General features: G+C 60.4%; 15 protein-coding genes and 2 pseudogenes. 9 read left to right on the top strand and 8 right to left on the bottom strand.

The features are described 5' to 3' along the window. Window positions 1-236 precede the first annotated feature (236 nt). Window positions 237-659: a CBS domain-containing protein gene (locus ACSQ3Z_RS34615; protein WP_125007292.1), complete on the top strand. Its 423-nt coding sequence runs from the start codon at window positions 237-239 to the stop codon at window positions 657-659. Window positions 660-1,103: 444 nt separating this feature from the next. On the opposite strand, the gene ACSQ3Z_RS34610 is transcribed toward ACSQ3Z_RS34615, so the two are convergent. Both ACSQ3Z_RS34610 and ACSQ3Z_RS34605 read right to left on the bottom strand, forming a co-directional pair. Next, window positions 1,104-1,871, bottom strand: a complete 768-nt coding sequence (locus ACSQ3Z_RS34610) for a hypothetical protein (protein ID WP_436175615.1) — start codon at window positions 1,869-1,871, stop codon at window positions 1,104-1,106. After that, window positions 1,862-2,221 (bottom strand): hypothetical protein, encoded by a 360-nt coding sequence (locus ACSQ3Z_RS34605; protein ID WP_436175614.1) that lies wholly within the window; start codon window positions 2,219-2,221, stop codon window positions 1,862-1,864. Before ACSQ3Z_RS34605 ends, ACSQ3Z_RS34610 begins: the two co-directional genes overlap by 10 nt. Window positions 2,222-2,307: 86 nt before the next feature. Here ACSQ3Z_RS34605 and ACSQ3Z_RS34600 point away from each other — a divergent pair, with 86 nt between their 5' ends. Next, on the top strand, window positions 2,308-2,643 hold the full coding sequence (locus ACSQ3Z_RS34600) for a hypothetical protein (RefSeq protein WP_436175613.1): 336 nt from the start codon (window positions 2,308-2,310) through the stop codon (window positions 2,641-2,643). A 447-nt stretch (window positions 2,644-3,090) separates the two neighbouring features. Here ACSQ3Z_RS34600 and ACSQ3Z_RS34595 read toward each other — a convergent pair whose 3' ends face one another. Further along, window positions 3,091-3,651 carry a hypothetical protein gene (locus ACSQ3Z_RS34595; protein ID WP_436175612.1) on the bottom strand — a complete coding sequence of 187 codons (561 nt, stop codon included), beginning with the start codon at window positions 3,649-3,651 and terminating at the stop codon, window positions 3,091-3,093. Here ACSQ3Z_RS34595 and ACSQ3Z_RS34590 point away from each other — a divergent pair. From ACSQ3Z_RS34590 to ACSQ3Z_RS34570, 5 genes are all read left to right on the top strand, one after another. Beyond that, window positions 3,638-4,984 (top strand): hypothetical protein, encoded by a 1,347-nt coding sequence (locus ACSQ3Z_RS34590; RefSeq protein ID WP_436175611.1) that lies wholly within the window; start codon window positions 3,638-3,640, stop codon window positions 4,982-4,984. The genes ACSQ3Z_RS34595 and ACSQ3Z_RS34590 overlap by 14 nt on opposite strands. A gap of 282 nt (window positions 4,985-5,266) precedes the next feature. After that, window positions 5,267-5,917, top strand: a complete 651-nt coding sequence (locus ACSQ3Z_RS34585; RefSeq protein ID WP_436175610.1) for a hypothetical protein — start codon at window positions 5,267-5,269, stop codon at window positions 5,915-5,917. Further along, entirely contained in the window at window positions 5,914-6,174 is a 261-nt protein-coding gene (locus ACSQ3Z_RS34580) for a hypothetical protein (RefSeq protein WP_436175609.1), read from the top strand. The genes ACSQ3Z_RS34585 and ACSQ3Z_RS34580 overlap by 4 nt, the downstream gene beginning before the upstream one ends. Before the next feature lie 85 nt (window positions 6,175-6,259). Further along, on the top strand, window positions 6,260-6,511 hold the full coding sequence (locus ACSQ3Z_RS34575; protein ID WP_436175608.1) for a type II toxin-antitoxin system prevent-host-death family antitoxin: 252 nt from the start codon (window positions 6,260-6,262) through the stop codon (window positions 6,509-6,511). Beyond that, window positions 6,504-6,899, top strand: a complete 396-nt coding sequence (locus tag ACSQ3Z_RS34570) for a hypothetical protein (RefSeq protein WP_023802398.1) — start codon at window positions 6,504-6,506, stop codon at window positions 6,897-6,899. Before ACSQ3Z_RS34575 ends, ACSQ3Z_RS34570 begins: the two co-directional genes overlap by 8 nt. A gap of 1,553 nt (window positions 6,900-8,452) precedes the next feature. Here the strand turns inward: ACSQ3Z_RS34570 and ACSQ3Z_RS34565 are convergent. From ACSQ3Z_RS34565 to ACSQ3Z_RS34550, 4 genes and pseudogenes are all read right to left on the bottom strand, one after another. Continuing rightward, complete coding sequence (locus tag ACSQ3Z_RS34565) at window positions 8,453-8,665, bottom strand: hypothetical protein (protein WP_436175607.1); 213 nt, start codon at window positions 8,663-8,665, stop codon at window positions 8,453-8,455. A 92-nt stretch (window positions 8,666-8,757) separates the two neighbouring features. Next, window positions 8,758-9,108 (bottom strand): annotated as a pseudogene (locus ACSQ3Z_RS34560) (DUF2092 domain-containing protein); the annotation flags it as partial. Between the two features lie 139 nt (window positions 9,109-9,247). After that, window positions 9,248-9,688 carry an adenylate/guanylate cyclase domain-containing protein gene (locus tag ACSQ3Z_RS34555; protein ID WP_436175606.1) on the bottom strand — a complete coding sequence of 147 codons (441 nt, stop codon included), beginning with the start codon at window positions 9,686-9,688 and terminating at the stop codon, window positions 9,248-9,250. A 495-nt stretch (window positions 9,689-10,183) separates the two neighbouring features. Next, window positions 10,184-11,222, bottom strand: a pseudogene (locus ACSQ3Z_RS34550) (IS110 family transposase). A gap of 535 nt (window positions 11,223-11,757) precedes the next feature. Here ACSQ3Z_RS34550 and ACSQ3Z_RS34545 point away from each other — a divergent pair. Together ACSQ3Z_RS34545 and ACSQ3Z_RS34540 are read left to right on the top strand one after the other, a co-directional pair. Beyond that, entirely contained in the window at window positions 11,758-12,705 is a 948-nt protein-coding gene (locus ACSQ3Z_RS34545; RefSeq protein ID WP_436175605.1) for a sulfotransferase domain-containing protein, read from the top strand. A gap of 460 nt (window positions 12,706-13,165) precedes the next feature. Continuing rightward, on the top strand, window positions 13,166-14,749 hold the full coding sequence (locus ACSQ3Z_RS34540) for a class I adenylate-forming enzyme family protein (protein WP_436175604.1): 1,584 nt from the start codon (window positions 13,166-13,168) through the stop codon (window positions 14,747-14,749). A 566-nt stretch (window positions 14,750-15,315) separates the two neighbouring features. On the opposite strand, the gene ACSQ3Z_RS34535 is transcribed toward ACSQ3Z_RS34540, so the two are convergent. Further along, window positions 15,316-19,071 carry an ATP-binding protein gene (locus tag ACSQ3Z_RS34535; RefSeq protein ID WP_436175603.1) on the bottom strand — a complete coding sequence of 1,252 codons (3,756 nt, stop codon included), beginning with the start codon at window positions 19,069-19,071 and terminating at the stop codon, window positions 15,316-15,318. Window positions 19,072-19,217 lie beyond the last annotated feature (146 nt).

Genomic DNA, 19,217 nt, shown 5'->3' with positions numbered 1-19,217 from the left:
CGGGCCGGTCACTGGCAGTGTCGAATGTGAGCTAACCGGAAGCATGGAGTCGGTGGGCGCCGAAGAAAATCGCGGCTGGACCGTTCGAAGAGAAAGGCGATCGGTACGCACTCAACCTACTCGTCGATGCTCCCACCGGTTCAGTGTCGTCGCGCCTTCTCATGTTTCCAGAAAATCCAGTCCGCGGTAATATGAGACTGAGGGACATGCACCAACCTCAGAAAGGGAGGTCCGCCATGAAAGTCAAAGACGCAATGCACAAGGGTGTCGACTGGGTCAGCCCCGAAACCGCTGTCACTGAACTGGCGAAATTGATGCGAGCCGAGGATATCGGTTCGATTCCCATCGGAGAGAACGACCGGCTGATCGGAATGGTGACAGACCGCGACATTGTCTGCAAAGGACTGGCGGAGGATGGTTTCGACAGCCGCACCGCGACGGCGCGCGATGTCATGACGACTGGCATTCACTGCTGCCGCGAAGACGACGATCTGGCCAAGGCCATGCGGCACATGGAGGAACTGAAAATCCGCAGGTTGCCGGTGATCAACAAGAGTATGCGGATGGTCGGCATCCTCAGCGTCGGCGACGTCGGTCAGTCGGCGCCGAGGGAACTTGTTTCCGAATACGTCAAGAGCGTTTCCGCCCATCACCACTGAAGGGCGGCTCGCCCGGCGGATAGTCGATATCCGTCGGGCTTCGCCCACGCCCTCGATCGAAGGCCTCAACCGGGCTTGCGCGAAGCTGGTGAAAACCGCTCTCGGCTTTGCCGCGCCGCTCAAGTCGACGATTTGACTGTCAGCCGGCCGATCGAGCATACGCAACTACCCAATCGGATAACTGTGGCGGCGAGCGGTCCCGATCACATAGGGTCGGAATTCGCGGACTTAATCCTAGCGATGGCCGCCTTAGCGGCGTCCGTAATGATGGCGCAGACAGCGAACCATTCCGTTGCATTCCAGTCCAAACGAACGAACGCGCGTCTCGGGTGCGCAATGAGCCAAGCTTGCATCAAATCGACGCAAACTACGTTGTCGGAACCGACGCAGATGGTGCGACCTCAACGCTCAGGGCGTCCAGCGCCCTTTGTGCCGCGACGAGGTCTACCTAGTGTTAAATGTGTGGACCACCGCTTGCAGACGCGTCGCGGCCTCATGGACACGACCTTGACGTGCCAGAACTGGTGCTAGTTGCGTTGCGGCGCGAAGCTCGAAGAGTCTCGCTTGCTGCCGACGGGCAGTGGCAATTGCTGTTTCGAATAGGTGCGCGGCACCCGTCAGGTCACCTCGGCCCGCGGCGATTTGGCCACGAAGGCGAATACATTCTGCTAGGTAGCTCGCCTCGTCCGTATCGAAAACGAGGGTATCGACATCATCAAGCATTTGCGATGCGTCTTCGATGCGACCGGCCCGCAGGAGAAGATCACAAAGTTCGCATGTTTTCTCAGGGGTATGAAATACGACGCCCTGCCCACGCCAAAGAACCATACTCTCCCGGACGTCATCGATGCCGGCATCCAGTTCACCTAGATGCGAGCGGGCATGGCCACGCCACCTAATGGCGCTACTTCGACGCGCCGTGTAGCCATGCCGTTCGCAAATCTCGACGATCTTCGTAGCGTTCTCAAGGAGTTCCTCGTATTGACCGACTAGCGCACACAAATCGCACTGAGCGAGAAGATGCCAGGCTAAGTCGAAGGGCTTGTCGACTTGGTCAACATTTCGAACCAAGCGCTCGTTCTCTTCGACTGCAGCATCGATGAAGCCCAAAATGATCAGCGAACCACTAAGATAGTCCTGGGTAGAGACACGTTGATCCGCACCGGCGAACAAAATGCGACGACTTGGGTCAACACGATCAATCAGATCCAAGGCATTCCGCAAAGTCTCCGCTGCCTGCGGTTGTTCTCCCCGGTTGAAATGACCAATCCCTTGGTTGCCCAAAGACCACTCAGATAGGCCGTTGGAAGGAGATCGGCACAGTTTGCGAGCTGCTCTTCGGCCAGGGTCAGGTAATCGTGATTGCGCCCAGTGGCATAAAAAAATGGAGCGAGTGAAAGCGCTACGTCACATTGCAATTCGACCAATGCAGTGTTCGCGGCGGCAAGACGTGCATCTTCAAGCGTCTTCCCAAGGCGCTCAGAACGATACCCTTCAGCCTGCATCAAGGCATTGGCCATCGCAAGGTGGAGACGTGTCATCCGTTCGGCGCCGCCGAACACATCGCCAAGTCTCCTGCTGCAGTCAATAGCACTGGCAAAGTGCGACACGGCTTCCCTAGTGGCAGCTCTGGCCACAGAGGTATTTTGTGTTCAAGAACCCGGCTGACATCGGGCGCCTGCTGGACGGCCTGGACAAGGCCGGTGTGCCGGAGTTGCCAGAACAGCTCGATTTGGATGCGAAGGACCGGCTTACCGGTTCGGAGATCAGGTCGCTCATCCTCGGTCGTGACCTGCGCGAGGGAGGCGCATGGATAGATAAAGGAACCAGTTGGGTGCAGGAGAACTTCCTGTGCGACGCTATTCCGAAAGTTCAGACAACCTGCGGCGCGATCTTCCGCAATCCTGCCGGGAAGCCGGGGCGGGGCCACGAGTATACGGCAGTTTTCCGTTTTGATCGTTTTGAGTTTTCGACCATCAAATGAGACCACTTGAGAATCGCCCCCCAGTGTTCGGCGCGAATTCGGCGTTTGGTCAGATGCGGCAGCCCGTCGACAATGGAGGTCAGGACGCTTTATCCACGTTTCTGCCGTCGAGCGCGCTGGTCTTCCGGCAACCGTTTGACATCCTTGTGGAAGCGGCTGCAGCGGCCGCGCGCATTGAGGAAAACGCGAGCGCCAAACTTCGAAATCTGAGATTTGGCTGGGGTTCTTGGAAGCTTTTCGAACTTTCTGCCTTGCGCCTCCAGCCGAATTGCGCGCGATTATGAAGGAAGTTGGGATGTCCGGATCCGCAGCAGTGCAATTCTAGACCTTTTTGGAAGCACCGTTTTTCGCCGACTTCGTTCCTCAGGTTTTGCCTTCGATATTGTTGCAGCGATTCTCGGACGCCGGGTGGAGGGCATCGTAGGGCGGCCAGACCGCGTGCGCACACTACGCAAGGCAAAGCCACTGCGCGATGCCGCCCCGAACGGACGTGATACCTGCCATGGGCTGGACGCGCTCGATGCACTTCTGGCGAACACAATCCCGGGCGTGCTCGACGATGATCCGGATCGGAGCCAGACGCAGCTTGAGCAGCTTGAGGCGGTGAAGGGGGCGCTCGAAGCGTACAGTGATCTGCTCGTGGCCGAGGGCGTGCACCAGGTGGTCACCGGCCATGCCGATCTTGCGGCCGACGCGATGGACGCGGCAGCGGGATTCGGCCGTCCCCCATCGATGGATTTTGCACGGACGCCGCCGTCGGGTTACCGCCTGGGGACGAGCGTCCTTGCCGTGTTTCCGCACTGGGAGGCGGGTGCGGAAACAGCCCCCATCGAGCTTGTCGATGCGTCGTTGGCCGGTTTCATCCAGGGCAGAGTTGGCGAAGTGGATCAGTGGGTCTGGAGACTGCTGTCCGAAGACGGTGGATCGACCACGGTATCCTTGTCCGACCTCGGTCTGTCCCCTCTCGACACCATCCTCCTCACCGAGGACTTCCTTGTGGAAGCGCAATCCAGCCTTCGATCCGGCTGTTGTCCCCGCCGAAGCTCTTGTCGAGTCCGAGTTGGACGACTGGTGGTCCATGGGCCGGCGGATACGGGCCGGGCAACGATTTGCCGCAACTCCGGCGATCGCCGGTCGACTGGAGTTCGAGTTCGCCGACCCACCGCCCCCTTATGATCGTTTCCGGGGGTACCTGGACGGTCGAGCGATCTGGCTGGCTCGAGCCAACCTGGCGATCATGGAGAGTGACTTTGGGGAGGATCGCCCGCCGGTTGATAGTCCTCTGGCGTGGAGTCCAGCGAAGCTGAACTATAACGCGATGTTCGAGTCGGAAGAGCGCCCGCTGGGCGTCATCGACCACCACGGCGGCCCCATGGACTGGTACTCGGCCGACGCCGATGCCCGCGAAGCGCTGGGCGAACCGGACCCGGTGCCGCTCAAGCCGAGGATTCCTGTCCCATTGGAATACCCTGGGGCGCCGCACAGCCGCTTCTGGGAAATCGAGGATGCCAACGTGGATATCGGCGGCTATCCGCCGGACGCCGCGCACTTTGCCACGATGCTGCTGGTCGATCTGGTCTACTCGCATGGCGACGACTGGTTCGTATTTCCGGTATCGGGGCGCGTTGGGCAGCTGGTGACGCTACGAACGCTCAGCGTTACCGACTCCTTTGGGCGGACTTACTCAAGCGATGACCACGAAGGGCTGCGTGCCCCGGAGGACTTCAGCATCTTCAAGTGCGACGGGTTGCACGACGAGACGCTGGTCTTGTGGCCGGTGGCCGAGTCGCCGCTGGAAAGCCAACCACTCGAACGCGTGCAGTTCGGGGTGGACGAGCATTCCAACGCCCTCTGGGCGCTCGAACGCATCGTTGACCGCCGCGAGGTTGTGCGCGGCCCGACCGACCCGGACGATGCGCATCCGGCCCATCCCGCGACGGTGCCGCTCACCAATCTGCAGGGGCCGCGTGAATATGCCTATGCGCCGGCGACAGGCATGGAAAGCCGGTGGCACCCTTACCTGCTCGACTGGAGCGCACAGGACGCTCCTGCCTACGTGCAGTGGGGCCTTGCCGACTACTCGCTGCAGGTGCCTCGGCCCATGCCGCATCCCGATGCCGAGGTTCTCAAGGGCGATCCACCCAGCAGCGTCCACAAGATTGCAGCCTCTGCGATGGCGCAGGGCGGCATCGAGTTGGAGCGCCGGTGGCAGTTGGCGCGGGACATTGCGGGCCGGCCGGTGCTCTGGATTCAGCGCCAGAGGCGGGCGCTGCGCAATCCGCCCGCGCGCACGATCCGCTTCGACGTGATGAAAGAGACGGCACCGCCCGTGGACGCCTGACGGTTCCAACAGAATCTCGACGGCGCTGCTGGCGATACCGTGCTGGATCGGGTTGCCGGGGTTGTAACGCGAGCCCCAGTAGAGGCCAACTACCTTTTCCCCGGCTATCACAGCGGAGCTGGACCAGCGAGGCATCTGACAAAAACCCGTAGGGCCAGGTCATCTTCGGTCGGTGCTCCTTATCCCGAGTTGACGCGGCGCTATTGGACGGCGGAAGGCCGCTGCATGAACTGGTTTATCATTGGACCGGCCCGCTTTCCCGTTGCCCGCAACGAAAAGCGGATGAAGATTTCCGATGCCCGCCGCGCCGATCTTGCCGCACATTCAGCAGCGGCCCGGAAAGCGGTGAAGCGGAAAGCCTTTCCCCACGGCGCCGATGACGATCCGATCCGCTCGGGCGATCCATCCGCGTTGCAACGGATCATGGCGAAGATCGAGGACCTGGCCTTGTCGATCGACAAGATGAAGGCCGCGAACTCCATTATCAGGCGCATGGGAAAAGACGACGCCGACGACGCAGACATGGTTGCGGCGATCGTCGCCCGGACCGGCCTTTCGGCAGAAGTGGCGGCACGCGGCGTCGTGCTGGCCGACTGGCAATGGAAACGCGGATTCGACACGGCGGGCAACCGTGCAGAAATCCGTCGTCTACAAGTGCGTCTGAAATCTCTGACTCGGATGCATGAGCGCGGAACGCAAAGCTTAGAGGTCGAGACACAGGCCGGAGCCGTCGAGATCAAGGAAAATGCCGACATGGCGCGCATTCAGATGATTTTTCCCGGCAAGCCCGACGAGGCGACGCGGCGGGCGCTCAAGGCCAATGGCTTCCGCTGGTCGCCGTCGCAAGGCGCGTGGCAGCGGCACTTGAACGAGGCGGGGAGATGGGCCGCCGAACGGGTGATGAAGGCGATCAGCGCCGAAGATGCCGCATGAGTGCGGCCCCTTTCGGGCGTCCTGTCCGCCGCCATGTCACCGTATACGACACGCCGTCTCAGCTTGGCGGGAGCTTCACCGTCTCGATCGTCGAGACGCTGGCCGAAAACGCGGTGAAGGTGCGTGTCTGGTACGGACGCGCCACCGCGCAAGGCTGGGAGGCGTGGAAGGATTGGGACGGCTACACGTTCCAGACCAACCGCGCCGCACTCAGCAATGAACGGACAATGCCGCTCTTTCGAGCGGATCGATCCTGATAAGAATGGTGGCGCTCGCGCGCCACCATTCTTGCTTTTCTTACGTGAATTACCTACTATAGGTACTTCAAAAGGAAGTACGGCGATGAAGCAATTCACATTCTCGGACATGAATCGCGTCTCAGGCGAAATCCTCGAAGCGGCATTGATCGAGCCGGTGGCCCTGACCAAGCGCGGCAAGGAAAAGCTCGTCATCCTGTCCGCTGCTCAGTACCACCAGCTCGTCGGCCAGCCGCATTCGGTCGCCTATACGCTCGAGGACGCACCAGATGAAGTCCACAATGAACTCATGACTGGACTGGATGCAATAATTTCCGGCGACACGCCCGATGCTTAAAGCCGGCGATCTGCTCCGATATTATTACCTATGGGCGCGGGAAGCAGACGCCGGCGAGGAATCCGGACGCAAAGCGCGGCCGGTTTGCATCGTTGTCCGGACGCCAGCAACGCCCGCAGCCTTGTTTCTCTTTCCGCTGACTTCGCAAAAACCCGACCGGTCGCGCCCGCATCTCGCCATCAGCGAAATCGAATGCCGCCGCGGCGGCCTCGACTATCCGTCATGGCTGATCCTGGACGAATATAACCGGGTGCAGGTCGATGAAGCCTATGATCTGGTGACAACGACGCCGATCGGCGCGTTCAGTCCCGCATTTGTCCGCAAGATTGCTGGCGTGATCAAAGAGACGGCGGCGCAGCGTCGATTGCGCGGCATCGTTCGCAAATAGCCGGACTGATTTTCTTGTCAGGCCTCCGGTCCTTACCCGCATCGAGCGGGCCAGGACCGGAGCGAGGGGCGCCCCTACGCCCCTCCCCTCGCACTCCCCTCCCCGACCACGGCCGCCGCTCCGTTTCACGATGCGGGGTCACTTCAGCCTGTCGTCATTGTCGGCAAGTCGAACGCCGTAGCCAGGTCCTGGACCACTCCAGCGAGAAGGCGGCCTGCGGCCGGTTGGCGATTTGCCGATTGATGATGCTGATAGGCGGCCGGGGCTACGAAGGCGCGTTATCCGGCAGCTCCAAAGTGGCAGCTCGCAATTTTTATGCTGCGCACGATACGGCAGGCCCTGCCCCGGCGCGCAACCCTAAAGGGTTCTCCTCTGCGCTTCGCTCCGTTGCGACCGCTGATGCGGTGCACTTGGCAGTTCCAGCCGAATTCGAGCTTCGCGATTGCGCACAACCACTTTGGAGGATCTACCTCATGAAAACGCTCGTAACCTTCTGCCAGAGTCTCGGTAACGAAGGGAAGCGGGCGAGAGCCCGCTTTTTTGTTGCATACGCCGCCGAAGCCGGTTTTGCGTTTATCAGTGCTTCGTCACGCTAGAACGCATAAATCGTTTCCAATTCGCGTCATGACGTCACGTCAAGACTCGTCTATGCATAGCGCCGAGGCGGGCCTGATTCCCGCTTGGCCGGCGCCGTTCAGGCGGGGCCGAGCCTATCGATCAGCGCTTGGAGATCGAGCTTTGTCGATTTGCAGCACATCGGATGCCCGCAATTGACATAGACGGTTTCGCGGGCGGCCAACTGTCGGCGAGGGTCTTTTGGGCATGGTCGGCTCGGAACATGTCCATTTTACTATATTAGCGAAGGCGCATACAAAGGCCTATAATATGATAGCCGGCGAACCTACCCCTTCACCGGTTAGGTTCGGCGGTCGAACCCCAGCCCCCCGCCCGGCCGCCGGGCCGCCCCCCGTTCCTTTGCGCAAAGAGTGCGCTGGACGCAGCTTTATCAAGAACGGACGGGGCCGTGCAGCAGTCATGATCCGCTCTTTAGGCCCGGTCGACCAGGGCACTCAGTCTTAATTGAGTGGTTCCTAATATGTCTGTAGTTTAATCAGCGCGGGGGGCTTGGCTTCATTCCAATCCCGCAATATGGCCGGTGCGGTGCGATAGATCTAGCAACGAGCGCCCGACTGCACCGGCCATTCATAATTCCCCTTTCTGGGACACGGCCGGGTCAGCTAGGCGCCGCCTCTGTGACTGGGACGGGATCAACTTTCATCTCGAAAATCCTGCAGGGAAGCGTGCCGCAAATCGTCCTCGCCGCGCAGATGCTTGACGCGGCCGATCAGCCCCGGCTTGACCCATATCTCGTCGCCGGCCTGCTCATGCCCTTCGGCGGTGGCCCTACATGCGTCTGGACGCGTTCCACAATCGCTCCCGCACTTCACGGTTGGCGTTGATGAACGCGCTCCCGACATAGCGGCCGGTGTGGCACTCTGCCATCAGGGCAAAGGCCGGCTTGCCGGGCTCGCTCGACGCCTAGCAGCTCGTATTCATCGATCGAGTAGCATTTGCCCTTTAGCCAGTTGGTCGACGGACCGCTGCGATATTTGCTGCCCTTGCTGCTTCGACACCATCCCCTCAAGCCCGGCCTGGTCGACCAAGTGGAAGATGGCTTTGGCATCGCCCGGGAGCGCTTGGCTGACCTGAATGCGACCGTCGTCGTTCAGCACAATAATTTCGCCGTCTACAATGGCGTTCTGCACATTCAGGCCTTTGGCAGCGTCAACCAGGTCGCGGTACTTCGAAGTCCAATCGAGGCCGCGCCTGGTGAAGATACGAACGTCGTGTACGACGACAATCTGGCATCCTTACCCAGCAGAGTCAGCGTCTTTCCGTCGAAGATCATCTCGACGCTGGCAAAGCCGCCGTCGCGGGTGGCGCGAATCTTGTCGGGTCGGCTGAGGGCGGCGGTGCCCGAACTCGCAAATAGAATCTTCTGCTGGTCCTTGGTGACGACTTCCAGGTTCGTATCGTAGCCGAACGAAATCATCTGCTGCGCTACGAGGTAATCTGACATGGCTTTCAGCAGGCTCTTGGCGTGCGTCTCGTCGGCCCGCGCGGCGCTAGGCGCTCCCAATGCGAGTAGGAGGGTCAGGGTCGTGGTGTACACCGCTGCTCCACCGAGTCCTATCGGTTTCGTCTTCATTTGAATATTCCTCCGTTGAGCGTCACAATGGGCGCCGCTTGCTGGCGACCGCTGGTCGGCCTGATGGTAGTAGGCGTGGCGAAGGGCGGAGCCTTGTGCCGACTCCGGAGTGACTACAAGGTGGTCAGTTGCACTGTGCTCAGAATTCCAAGTCTGTTTGGCATGCAACCCTGCTGTCGTTGACCGGCAGGTTCCACATGCGCTGGCTAAACCACCCGGGGATGGAACCTGCTAGGGTCAACTGTTCGCCCCGAGCTTGATCGTGAGTTTTCCAAGCTTGCCGGTGAACGACGCAGCGGTCCTCGGCGACCCCCTCGTTTGCGAGCGCCATCCGCTTCTGCAATTCGACTGCGCAGGCGACCGCGTTCACCGCGCTGGCGAACTCGACGAGCACGCCATCGCCCATCAACTTGACGATCCGGCCGTGATGTTCCGCGACCAACGGTACCAGTATGCTCTTGCGACGTTCCCTCAGAGACGCGAGCGTGCCGGCCTCGTCCTGTTCCATGAGTCGGCCGTAGCCGACCACATCTGCGGCAAGGATGGCGGCGAGGCGGCGCTGGGCACGTTCTTCGGCCATAGGGCGCGATTGTCCCAGAGAGTGCAGTAGCCGAGATTGTACTGGTGAGCAGTAGCGATGTCCATCAAACCGCGATTTCTGAATGGGTCAGGGCCCGCCAAAGGATCGCCGGGAAGCATCGACTCCAGCCCTTGCTCGCCGCGACGAGGAATTTCCGGATATGGCGCAACCACGACCTCCACCGTGGTCGCCGGCAACGTCTTCTGTGGATGGCTCCCGTATTGCAAGAGGTAATTCGTTGTTCTGGCGCATTGGTCGGGTGCAGTCTTCTGTCCGGCCTGTTCATGCAGCCGTTCGAAGCTGCTGGCCCTGATGGGGTCGGCGAACAAGGTCCCAATCTGCTTTGCAGGCTATGATGCCTCCGACATCGCATGGGTTATCCCTGTTCCCGACCTGACCGGTCTCGCCATCACATCGCGTCGCTCTTACAACCTCATGGAGCCGATTGATCGGCTCGATCTGATTTCTGCTTCAGTGTCTCATCTTCTGCGCAACTTACGCTGCAAGGTTCGGAGCATGACGCGCTTGATAGGTTTCGCCGCGCGCCATGATAGCCCACACCACGCGGGCCATCTTGTTTGCCATGGCTACGCTCGCCACGCGCGCTGGCTTCCTGGCGAGCAACGCGAGGAGGCGCGGATCCGCAGCCTCGGGCTTATGCCTTGCCCGTCGGATCAGAGAGGTCGCGCCGATCACAAGGAGCTTTCTCAGGTACCGGTCGCCCATCTTGGTGATGTGCCCGAGACGGTCCTTTCCGCCGCTCGAGTTTTGCGAAGGTGTCAGCCCGAGCCAGGCGGCAAACTCTCGACCCGAGCGGAACCGACTCGGATCAGCAACCGAGGCCGCCAACGCAGTGGCACCGATCGGGCCAATGCCAGGTATGGTCGATAGACGCCGTGCCACTTCATTCGTTCTTTGCTGGGCAAGGATCGACCGGTCAATGGTCTGGAGCCGGGCATGGGTGTCGAGCACCTGCTCGCACAGGAGACACAGAATCTGCAGTGCCATTGCCGGTACGTCCAATGTGGATTTCTTCGCGGCTATCTGGCGCGCCAGCCTAAGCGCCCGCTCCAAACCTTCGGGAATATCGATGCCGAACTCGGCCAACAGGCCGCGGATCATATTCACCAGTTGCGTACGCTGCTTGACCAGAAGATTACGGGCGCGGTGAAGCGATAGGGCCGCTTGCTGCTCGGCTGACTTCATCACGACGAAAACGCATGGTCGGGCGTGTCACCGCTTCGCAAATCGCTTCCGCGTCCACCGCATCATTCTTTCCGCGCTTCACATAGGGCTTCACGTAGGACGGTGGCATCAGGCGGACTTCATGGCCGAGCTCCGTCAACTCTCGAGCCCAATGATGCGATGTGCCGCACGCCTCCATGCCGATCAGTGAGGGCGGCAACTTGGTGAAGAACGGCAGAACTTGCGATCGGCGCAGTGCCTTGCGAACGACAACGTCTCCAGACGCGTCGACGGCGTGAACTTGAAAAATGCGCTTGGCCAGATCAAGGCCCACGGTGGTAATCTGCATGGCGGATGGCTCCTTGGCTCGGGTTGCCTGACAGCAAACCCACTGTGGCACTGTGATGCCGGGAGCGGGAGCCATCCACCTCATCTGCTTTCGGGCAACAGCGAAGAGCACCTCAACGGCCGACATGAGGCGCTTAGCCGCCATTCGGTCGTGAACTGACCTATGTCCGCGTCGGGTCAGGTTAGCCGTTTGAGCTGGCCGCCGGAACGGGCAACTAGCGCCATCTCCGGACCTACGGATCGCCATCAGGACTGTCGCGTATCGACCCCGTTGCAGACGTTCCACAGAGATTGCCAACCAGGTGATGGTGACGCTTTGCGGACATTCGCGACCCGACGGATTCCGGAGGCGTCGTGGCTGGTGAATTTTTCCCGTCTCGGCTCTCCACTATAGTGAATAGGTCCGCGTGGCCTTGGCCGATGAACCGTGGATGCGCGAGGTTATCTGGCATATACTGATGTCTGACGGAGTTCTTTCTAATTACTTGAGTGATTTCTAGTAGCCAAGCTGCGGTTCTCCTGGAGGGATCAAAGTCATGCTGACCGTATCCGCGCGCCGTGAATATCGGACTTGGATATTCGACAGTAGACGGTGGCAACATTTTCGACCGCGTCCCGACGACATCGTCATCGCGACCTACCCGAAGTGCGGAACAACCTGGATGCAGCAGATCGTCGGGTTGCTTGTGTTCCAATCTCCGGAGGCCAAGCCGATCATGCGGATTTCAGCCTGGATCGATCGACGAATTCCTCAGCCGATCGAGGCGGTCATCGCTCAGATCGAGGCGCAGGAGCACCGCCGTTTCCTGAAATCGCACATGCCGCTCGATGGGCTGCCGTTCTATGATGAGGTCAAATACATTCACGTCGCTCGCGATGGCCGCGACGCCTGTATGTCATTCCACAATCACGCGACGGGCTTCACTGGAAAAATGCTCGAGGGCCTGAACAGGGTCGGGCTTGAGGATGATACCATCGGCCGTCCCTATCCTCACATCGATCCCGATCCGGGGCGATTCTTCCATCAGTGGATCACGCGAGGAGAAGTTCCCGGTCACGAAGAGGGCTCGCCCAGTATGTCTTATTTTCACTGTGAGCGAAGCTGGTGGGAAGCACGGGATCGTCCAAACGTCCTGCTGGTCCACTACAACGACCTGAAGGCCGATCTCTCGGGCGAGATGCACCGAGTCGCAGACTTTCTCGGTATCGCCATCACCCCAGATCTATGGCCCGTGCTCATCGAAGCCGCCGGCTTCGAAGCCATGCGTCGGGTCGGAGACACGCTGATGGAAAACGTCGCTACAATCTTCAAGGACGGCAGTCAGCGGTTCTTCTTCAAGGGCAGCAATGAGCGGTGGCGGCGCGTGGTCGCCGACGAGGATCTCGCTCTATACGATGCGAAAGCCGAGGCAATGCTATCGCCTGCATGTCGCGACTGGACCGCGCGGGGCCGTCTGCAACCAGTTGATCCAAGGCCGACGTGACGCGACATCGAACATTGTTGTCGAGAGGCCCATAGAGGCCACCCGCGACCGCTTGCCGCCATCCTCCGAGACAGCGCTCTATTCCGTTTCCTCGCGAAGCGCGGGCAGCTCTTGTGCTGCGCTGTTTATGCGGGGTTGCTCTCGAAGGCTGCTCGCCATCGCTAGACCGCGATTGTTCGCTGACGGCGCAGCACGGTCACCGGAGACCTTTGATCCGAAGATCTGCTGTCCACCTGATCCGTCCCTCTATGATCGTTCCGTGGAAAGGCAGCATCGGGTCATGAGCTTCAATTCGGGGACGGTGCGTCACGCCAAGGTTGGCCATTCGATCGCTTCGGGACGACTGGTGGCGCAATGTCCGGCAAGGACACACCTTCGCTGCGCCTTCTTTCTTTCAACCAGCAAGTGAGATTTACTTCGTCGGCATCGTCAATTCAGCGGCAAGCATGGGGGAACGAAAGTGCCTCAGTCAGGAGCCAAGCAGGACGAGCCAATTTGGATACCACGTCTGCTCGACCTTGGGCTAAAGCGCAAGCCAGATGATGTGGCACTGGTCAGCCCCGAGGGCAGCTTGAGCTGGCAAGAACTCGACCGCGCCAGCAAACACTATTCCGCTGGCTTGCTGGCCCATGGGCTGAAGCCTGGCGATAGAATTGCATCGCTCATGCCCAATTGTGCCGCGCTGATGATTCACTACCTGGGCTGCTTCAAAGCAGGGATCGTGGCAGTACCCTTGAACTACCGATACACGCCTCCCGAGCTCGATCATGGGCTCAAGACCAGCGGTGCTCGGGCGATATTGGCCCATGTCGACCGTCAGGAAGACATAGTTTCCAGCGTGGCGCGTGACTTGCCACTTGGGGTCATCGACTACGGCTCCGAGCACGACCGCCTTTCGAGCTTCGCGGTGCTCTTGGAGAGTCCGATCCCACCCGAAAGTTCGCCAATGCCGGCGCCCGCTGATCCTGCAGCTATCTTTTTCACCTCGGGCAGTACCGGCCCGCCAAAGGGCGTAGCCCATAGTTTCGAAAGTCTGGGCTGTATGATTGCCAGCTTCGTACAGGGCTGCCAGACCGCAGCGGACGACATCGTGCTGCTGAGCGGATCTATGTCGCACATCGGAGCGCTCCTGGACGCTCTCATGGGACTCGCAGCCGGCGCCCGTGTCGTCGTCCCGCGAAGCTTCGATGGGCCCGGGCTTCTGTCTATGCTGCGCCAGCATCGGCCAACCGTCCTCATCGCTTTGCCCTCTGTTCTCTTCGGGTTGGTTCGGGCGAAGAATGCCAGGCGCAAAGACTTTTCGTCACTCAGACTGCTCTGTGCCGGCGGCGATAAAGTCCCGCTCGAGCTGGCGCTCGAAGTTACCGCGCTCAGCGGCTTGTCCGTCAATGAGCTATACGGCATGTCTGAAATTGGTGTTGCGACGATCAATCCTCCTGACGGGCTCAACAAAGCTGGTTCGATCGGGCGTCAGATTGTCGGCTACCAGATATCCATCCGGGACGACAACGGCAATGAACTGCCTCGCGGCGCTCAGGGGCGTCTCTGGATCAATTCGCCATGCAACATGGTCGGCTATTGGGGTGATGCAGATGCAACTTGTGCCACCATCAGGGATGGCTGGCTGGACACCGGCGATGTGATGAAGATAGACGAGGACGGATACCTTTGGTTCTGCGGGCGGCGAAAGCAGATCATCGTGCACGATGGCTCAAACATCAGTCCACAGGATGTCGAGGAAGCCCTGATGCGGCATCCCGCGGTGGCAATGGCCGGAGTTGTTGGGCTCCCCGACCTCGTCCATGGCGAAAATGTCCACGCGTTCGTAACTTTCAAGCCAGGTGCCACGCAGCCAACCCCGGAGGAGCTTATCCATTTCGCTCGCGCCAGCGTTGGCTATAAGGCACCGGAGTGTGTTTTCTTGCTCGATGAGATGCCCCTCAGCGCCACCGATAAGGTTGATCGGGTGGTGTTGAAGAAGCTGGCGGAGCGCCTACTCAAATCGGAACCAAGTGAGAGCTGGATGCGATCGTCATCGGAGTGACGGTAATGTTTGAAAGGGGCGTTCGTTTGTTGCGCAATGCCGCCCAGTGAAGAGACAAGCGGTTCTGCGCTCCCAGCCAAGGGTGGTGGCGGCTTGAAGCAGCTTGACACCATGGACTGAGTTGACCCGCCGCGGCTCGTTATTCTCGTGCTGATACCCTTCGCAGGCCCTTGAACCCAGGACTCCTGGTCGTCTGCTTTCTGGGGAGGCGGACATCCAGCTGAGCATTATTGTCGTCGCCTTTGGGTCAAAGACAGAATTCATCCCGCCTGAGCCGACCGTCTGCTTTCGGGAAACGACCAAGGAGCCATAAATGTCGGATATGCGGCGCATTGCGGCCTGGCAGCTTTTGGGCCGTAACCGGACGGGCAGCTTCTGGTCTCGAAAATGCGCTGGCGGTCATTCAGCACGGCTAGAATGACGTCGCTGCCTGACCCAAAGCAGACTTTCGCCAATGCCGCGACGAGCTTGCCTGTACAAAGACTATACGCTGCCCAGGTATGGCCCCATCGCACAAGAAAACTGGCGATCCTTCAGGCCCTCGAGGCCAAAGCCGCGGACTGATCTTAGATCGTGTGCCGGTGCCTCATCTCGGCTGCAATCATTGACTCATCGCGACGTAACGAAAGGCGCTGAGCAGCCGTGAGTGCTTGCCGCCAAATAGAGACGGCGCGGTCATTGCGCCCGTCCAGCCAATGGGCCACGCCGACCCACAGTCCATACTGGGGCGTGCCGACGGGAAACATGCGGCTGTAGCGCTTGAGCTCGTGCAGCGCTTGCCGCTCCCAGTGGCGCCACTGGTCGTACTCGCGCGAGAGGCCTGCCTCCCGGCCGCGTAAAAGCACTTCGGACACAGCGGTGATGCCGGGCAGTGTGCTGTGTACAGTCGGTCGACGCATCTCGCGCAGCAGGCGTAGCGTCTCGACCACAGCGCGGACGCTCTCAGCATGGAGCCCAACCCGTGCGAGCGCTAGCGCGAGCGAGCCTTTGGCCGAAACCAAGTCGGCCAGATCGGCGGACCCGACCATAGCGGACGTGGTCAGCCGGAGGATGTCGACCGCTTCACGAGGGCTATCCGTGTGAAGCACACACAACGACTTACATCGGAGCGCCCAAATCTCTTGTTGGAGGTTTCCGCTGTTCTGTGCGCGCGACAGCAACGCTTGGGCGGTGTGCTCTAGCGCACCCGATTCGCCCCGGTAGTACATCGACCAGAAGCGCATGGCCTGGGCATTGCACCAACTCAGCTGGTCCCCCGCCTTTAGACATAGCTCTTGGGACTGATCCAGGCGACGATCTACCATCAGCCAATCGCAGTGCCCGATGCGCCAGAGCGCATCGAGATTACAGATGTGAGAATGGACCGCTGGATCGGCGAGCGCAATCACGGCCCGTTCTGCCCTTGCCATGAAGTAGTTGCAAGCACGCCGCCGACCCAGAATCCCCAGCCCGCATGCTAGTTGGGCGGACGCGACCGCCATCTCTATGGTGAGCCCGGTGCGCTCTGCATGGGTGACAGCCGCAACGGTATGGGAGAACGCTCGCGAAAAGCGAAGCTCGAAATAGTCCACGACCGCCGCCTGGTTCAGGCAGCGAGCTAGTTCTCGCTCCCAGGAGTCCAGCGCACTACCCTGAGTTGAGCGAAGCGAAGGAGGGAAGATCTGTTGAAACGCGAGCCGCATTCCACCCCCGAGTAGTCGCATCAAAAGGGCCGTCGAGGAGCGTGGAACCGGCGCGCCCGCCAAGGTGAGCGCGCGCCTCACCGAAATGCCCTGAGCATGAAGGTCGCCGCGGCTATAGTGAGCCTCGCCGAGCTGCCTGCGCCAACGCACGGCCTGAAGTCTTTGCTCAGCGCTCCAAGGCTGCTTCGACTCGTAACTTAAGCAGATTCCCAGGAATGCCTCGGCCTCTCGAAATGCACCGACCTGCAGCGCCTTGGTCGCGGCCAGATTGGCATACCCGACTGCCTTGAGATTGTTTCCAGCAGCCTCAAAATGCTGAACGAGGGCAGCGATATCCGCGCCCGTGGCGGCCGACTGACTCGACTCGATCCAGGCGGCCAAAGCTCCATGAAGTCGCTGCCGCGCTTCACCGGGAATTGAGCCATACACGACGTCTCGAATTTGATCGTGACGGAACTCGTAGTTCCCTGATCCAGTGCCCTGACGCACGAGGTGCGCCGCTACGAGCGAGTCGACGGCTGCACCCACAGCGTCGCCATGCAGCGCGCCCTTGAGCAACGTCGAAAGGGCCTCGCCGGTAAATGAACGCCCGACCACGGCCGCAGCCTTGAGGACGTCCTGAACTGCGGTCTCCAACTTATCAACGCGTTCCCGAATGACCCGTTCGACACCTTCGAAATATCGAAGGCTCTCGAGCGGGCGGATCGGACACCAGAAACCATCGCGTATGGCGATGAGCCCCTGGCTCTTCAACGTCAGCGCTATCTCTTCGGCGAAAAACGGATTGCCACCGGCTAAGGCTGATACCCGGCGCGCCAGTTCGTCATGTGGGGGCACGTCTCCCAGTGTGCGGGCGACCAGTTCGCAAATCGACGCCTCGCTGAGCTCCTCAAGATCCAGGATGCGACAGGAGCGGGCGGGGTCTTCAGCTTCCGTTCCCGAGGCATTCATCCTCGGGGCCTCGGCTCGCCTTCGTAGGCTTTTTAACTCCTCCGGAACCTCGTCCGAGCGTACGCACAGGACCAAAAGCAGCGACGACAAGGATGAGAGAATCCACTCCACGAGGCGCCACGACGCCGAATCCAGCCACTGACAGTCCTCCAGTACCAATGCCAACGGGCGAGGTGCCAACGAATCCATCAGATCACCCAGAAGGCGCATGGTGGCATCAGCGCGATGAGGTCCCTCTAGGTGCCGGGTCCCGTCGTTTTGAGGAATTTCGATGCTCAACACGTCGCCGAGTAACGGCAATCGCCCAACGAGGGATAAGTCGCCTTGGACTCGGTGTGTGACCTCTTCAAGAACAGTAAATCCATCGCTGTCAGACGATAGGCCGAGAAGGGACGCAAGGACCCGCCGCCATGGCAGTAGCGACGTCCGGCGATCGTCGCGCTCGGCGTGCGCTGCCAAAACCTCGATTGAGGTCAACCGCAGTTCGTCCGTGAAAGCTCTGACCAAGGCGGTCTTGCCAATCCCCGACTCTCCCAAGACAACGACCAATCGCCTGCCTCCACGGCGGGTCTCATCGAACGTGCGTTTCAGGAGCTCCAGCTCGCTCCGCCGACCGATTAGCGAAGTTGGGGGTTGGACCGGGACGCGCGGATCCAGGGGACAAAATGCCGTGGCCATGTCCCCAAGGCCGTCTAGTTGCAACGAGCCGCGCTCTTCGAACCGAAACGCCGTCCGGCTGGCTCGTTCTGTCGGTGCATCGCAGAGAACATTAGCCGATGCCGCCGTCATAAGCCGCGCAGCGCGATTCACGGGCGCGCCGATCACCGTCAGCTGGCGTCGACGCGCACTTCCAACAACACTGAAAAGCGCATCGCCGGTGGCCACACCCACCGAGGTCGAGAGACCCAAGCGTTGGGCCGTCAGACTGATCGCGCGGGCAGCATCGACGGCACGGCAAGGGTCGTCGCGGTGAAAACTGCCCCTCGATCCGAACGTTGCAAAGAAGATCAAACCCTTGTCGTCAAAGAGCAACTCGCCGGCCGGCGCACCCCGCGAACGCAGGTCCTCCTGCAGGGCCGCGCATAGCAATTGATACCGCGCAAGGGCCTGAGGTTGATTGTGGTCGAGTCCGGCAATTCGCGCGAAAAGGGCGGTGATTGGTCTGATCTCTGCGAGGGCGTCTAAACGGGCGGTCGTTCGACGATTTTCTTCGGAACGGATCGCGATGGCGCTGTCCTTGGCAACAAGGCTTAAGTCGGCGTCAGCCAACAGGTCTCTGAGCTGCAAAGGCAGGAACTTCGCCAGCCATCCATGAGGCGGAGAGGCCGCCGCAGGCGCAGGCCCACTGAGTTGGGATTGACACGGCTGCGCAAGGGCCAAGTTGGCCTTGTCGGAAAGTACATATTCCCATCGGCGTGCAACGGCTTGGGATTGAGCGGCTTGCATGACGGCATCGCCACCTGCAAAGAGGGTCCAGACTGGCTGACCGCCCAAAGCCGCCGCCCAGAGGGGCCCTGCGCCCACTCCAACATGCAGTGCGGGTGCGATTTCAGCTGTTCCGTTTTCTAAATGCTCGTTCCGGCCGCCGCAGATTGCCTTGGCACAGGCCGTCGCCGCTCGGACCGCGCTTTCAAGTCCGCCGACATCCGCCGCCCAGTAGGCCAGCAGTTCGTCGCCGGCGAGATACAAAACCTCGCCTCCACGATTGTAGACTTGCTCTACGCACCGTGCGTACGAGTGGCTAAGCAGGCTCGGGATTCTTTCAAGTCCTTCTTGCCCCCGTCGTGCTAGTTGCTCGACTAAGGCCGTGTACCTGGACACATCGACAAACATCA

It is taken from the genome of Mesorhizobium sp. LjNodule214 (assembly GCF_964252735.1).
In the GTDB taxonomy this organism is placed as follows: Bacteria; Pseudomonadota; Alphaproteobacteria; order Rhizobiales; family Rhizobiaceae; genus Mesorhizobium.
The sequence above is the reverse complement of the archived record's forward strand: the minus strand, read 5'-3'. Positions and strand labels throughout refer to the sequence as shown.

What these genes read in the sequence shown, in the direction of transcription:
- ACSQ3Z_RS34615 (WP_125007292.1), top strand. Translation starts at nt 237, where the DNA reads ATGAAAGTCAAAGACGCAATGCACAAGGGTGTCGACTGGGTCAGCCCC.
- ACSQ3Z_RS34585 (WP_436175610.1), top strand. Translation starts at nt 5,267, where the DNA reads ATGAAGATTTCCGATGCCCGCCGCGCCGATCTTGCCGCACATTCAGCA.
- ACSQ3Z_RS34580 (WP_436175609.1), top strand. Translation starts at nt 5,914, where the DNA reads ATGAGTGCGGCCCCTTTCGGGCGTCCTGTCCGCCGCCATGTCACCGTA.
- ACSQ3Z_RS34575 (WP_436175608.1), top strand. Translation starts at nt 6,260, where the DNA reads ATGAAGCAATTCACATTCTCGGACATGAATCGCGTCTCAGGCGAAATC.
- ACSQ3Z_RS34570 (WP_023802398.1), top strand. Translation starts at nt 6,504, where the DNA reads ATGCTTAAAGCCGGCGATCTGCTCCGATATTATTACCTATGGGCGCGG.
- ACSQ3Z_RS34555 (WP_436175606.1), bottom strand. Translation starts at nt 9,688, where the DNA reads ATGGCCGAAGAACGTGCCCAGCGCCGCCTCGCCGCCATCCTTGCCGCA.
- ACSQ3Z_RS34545 (WP_436175605.1), top strand. Translation starts at nt 11,758, where the DNA reads ATGCTGACCGTATCCGCGCGCCGTGAATATCGGACTTGGATATTCGAC.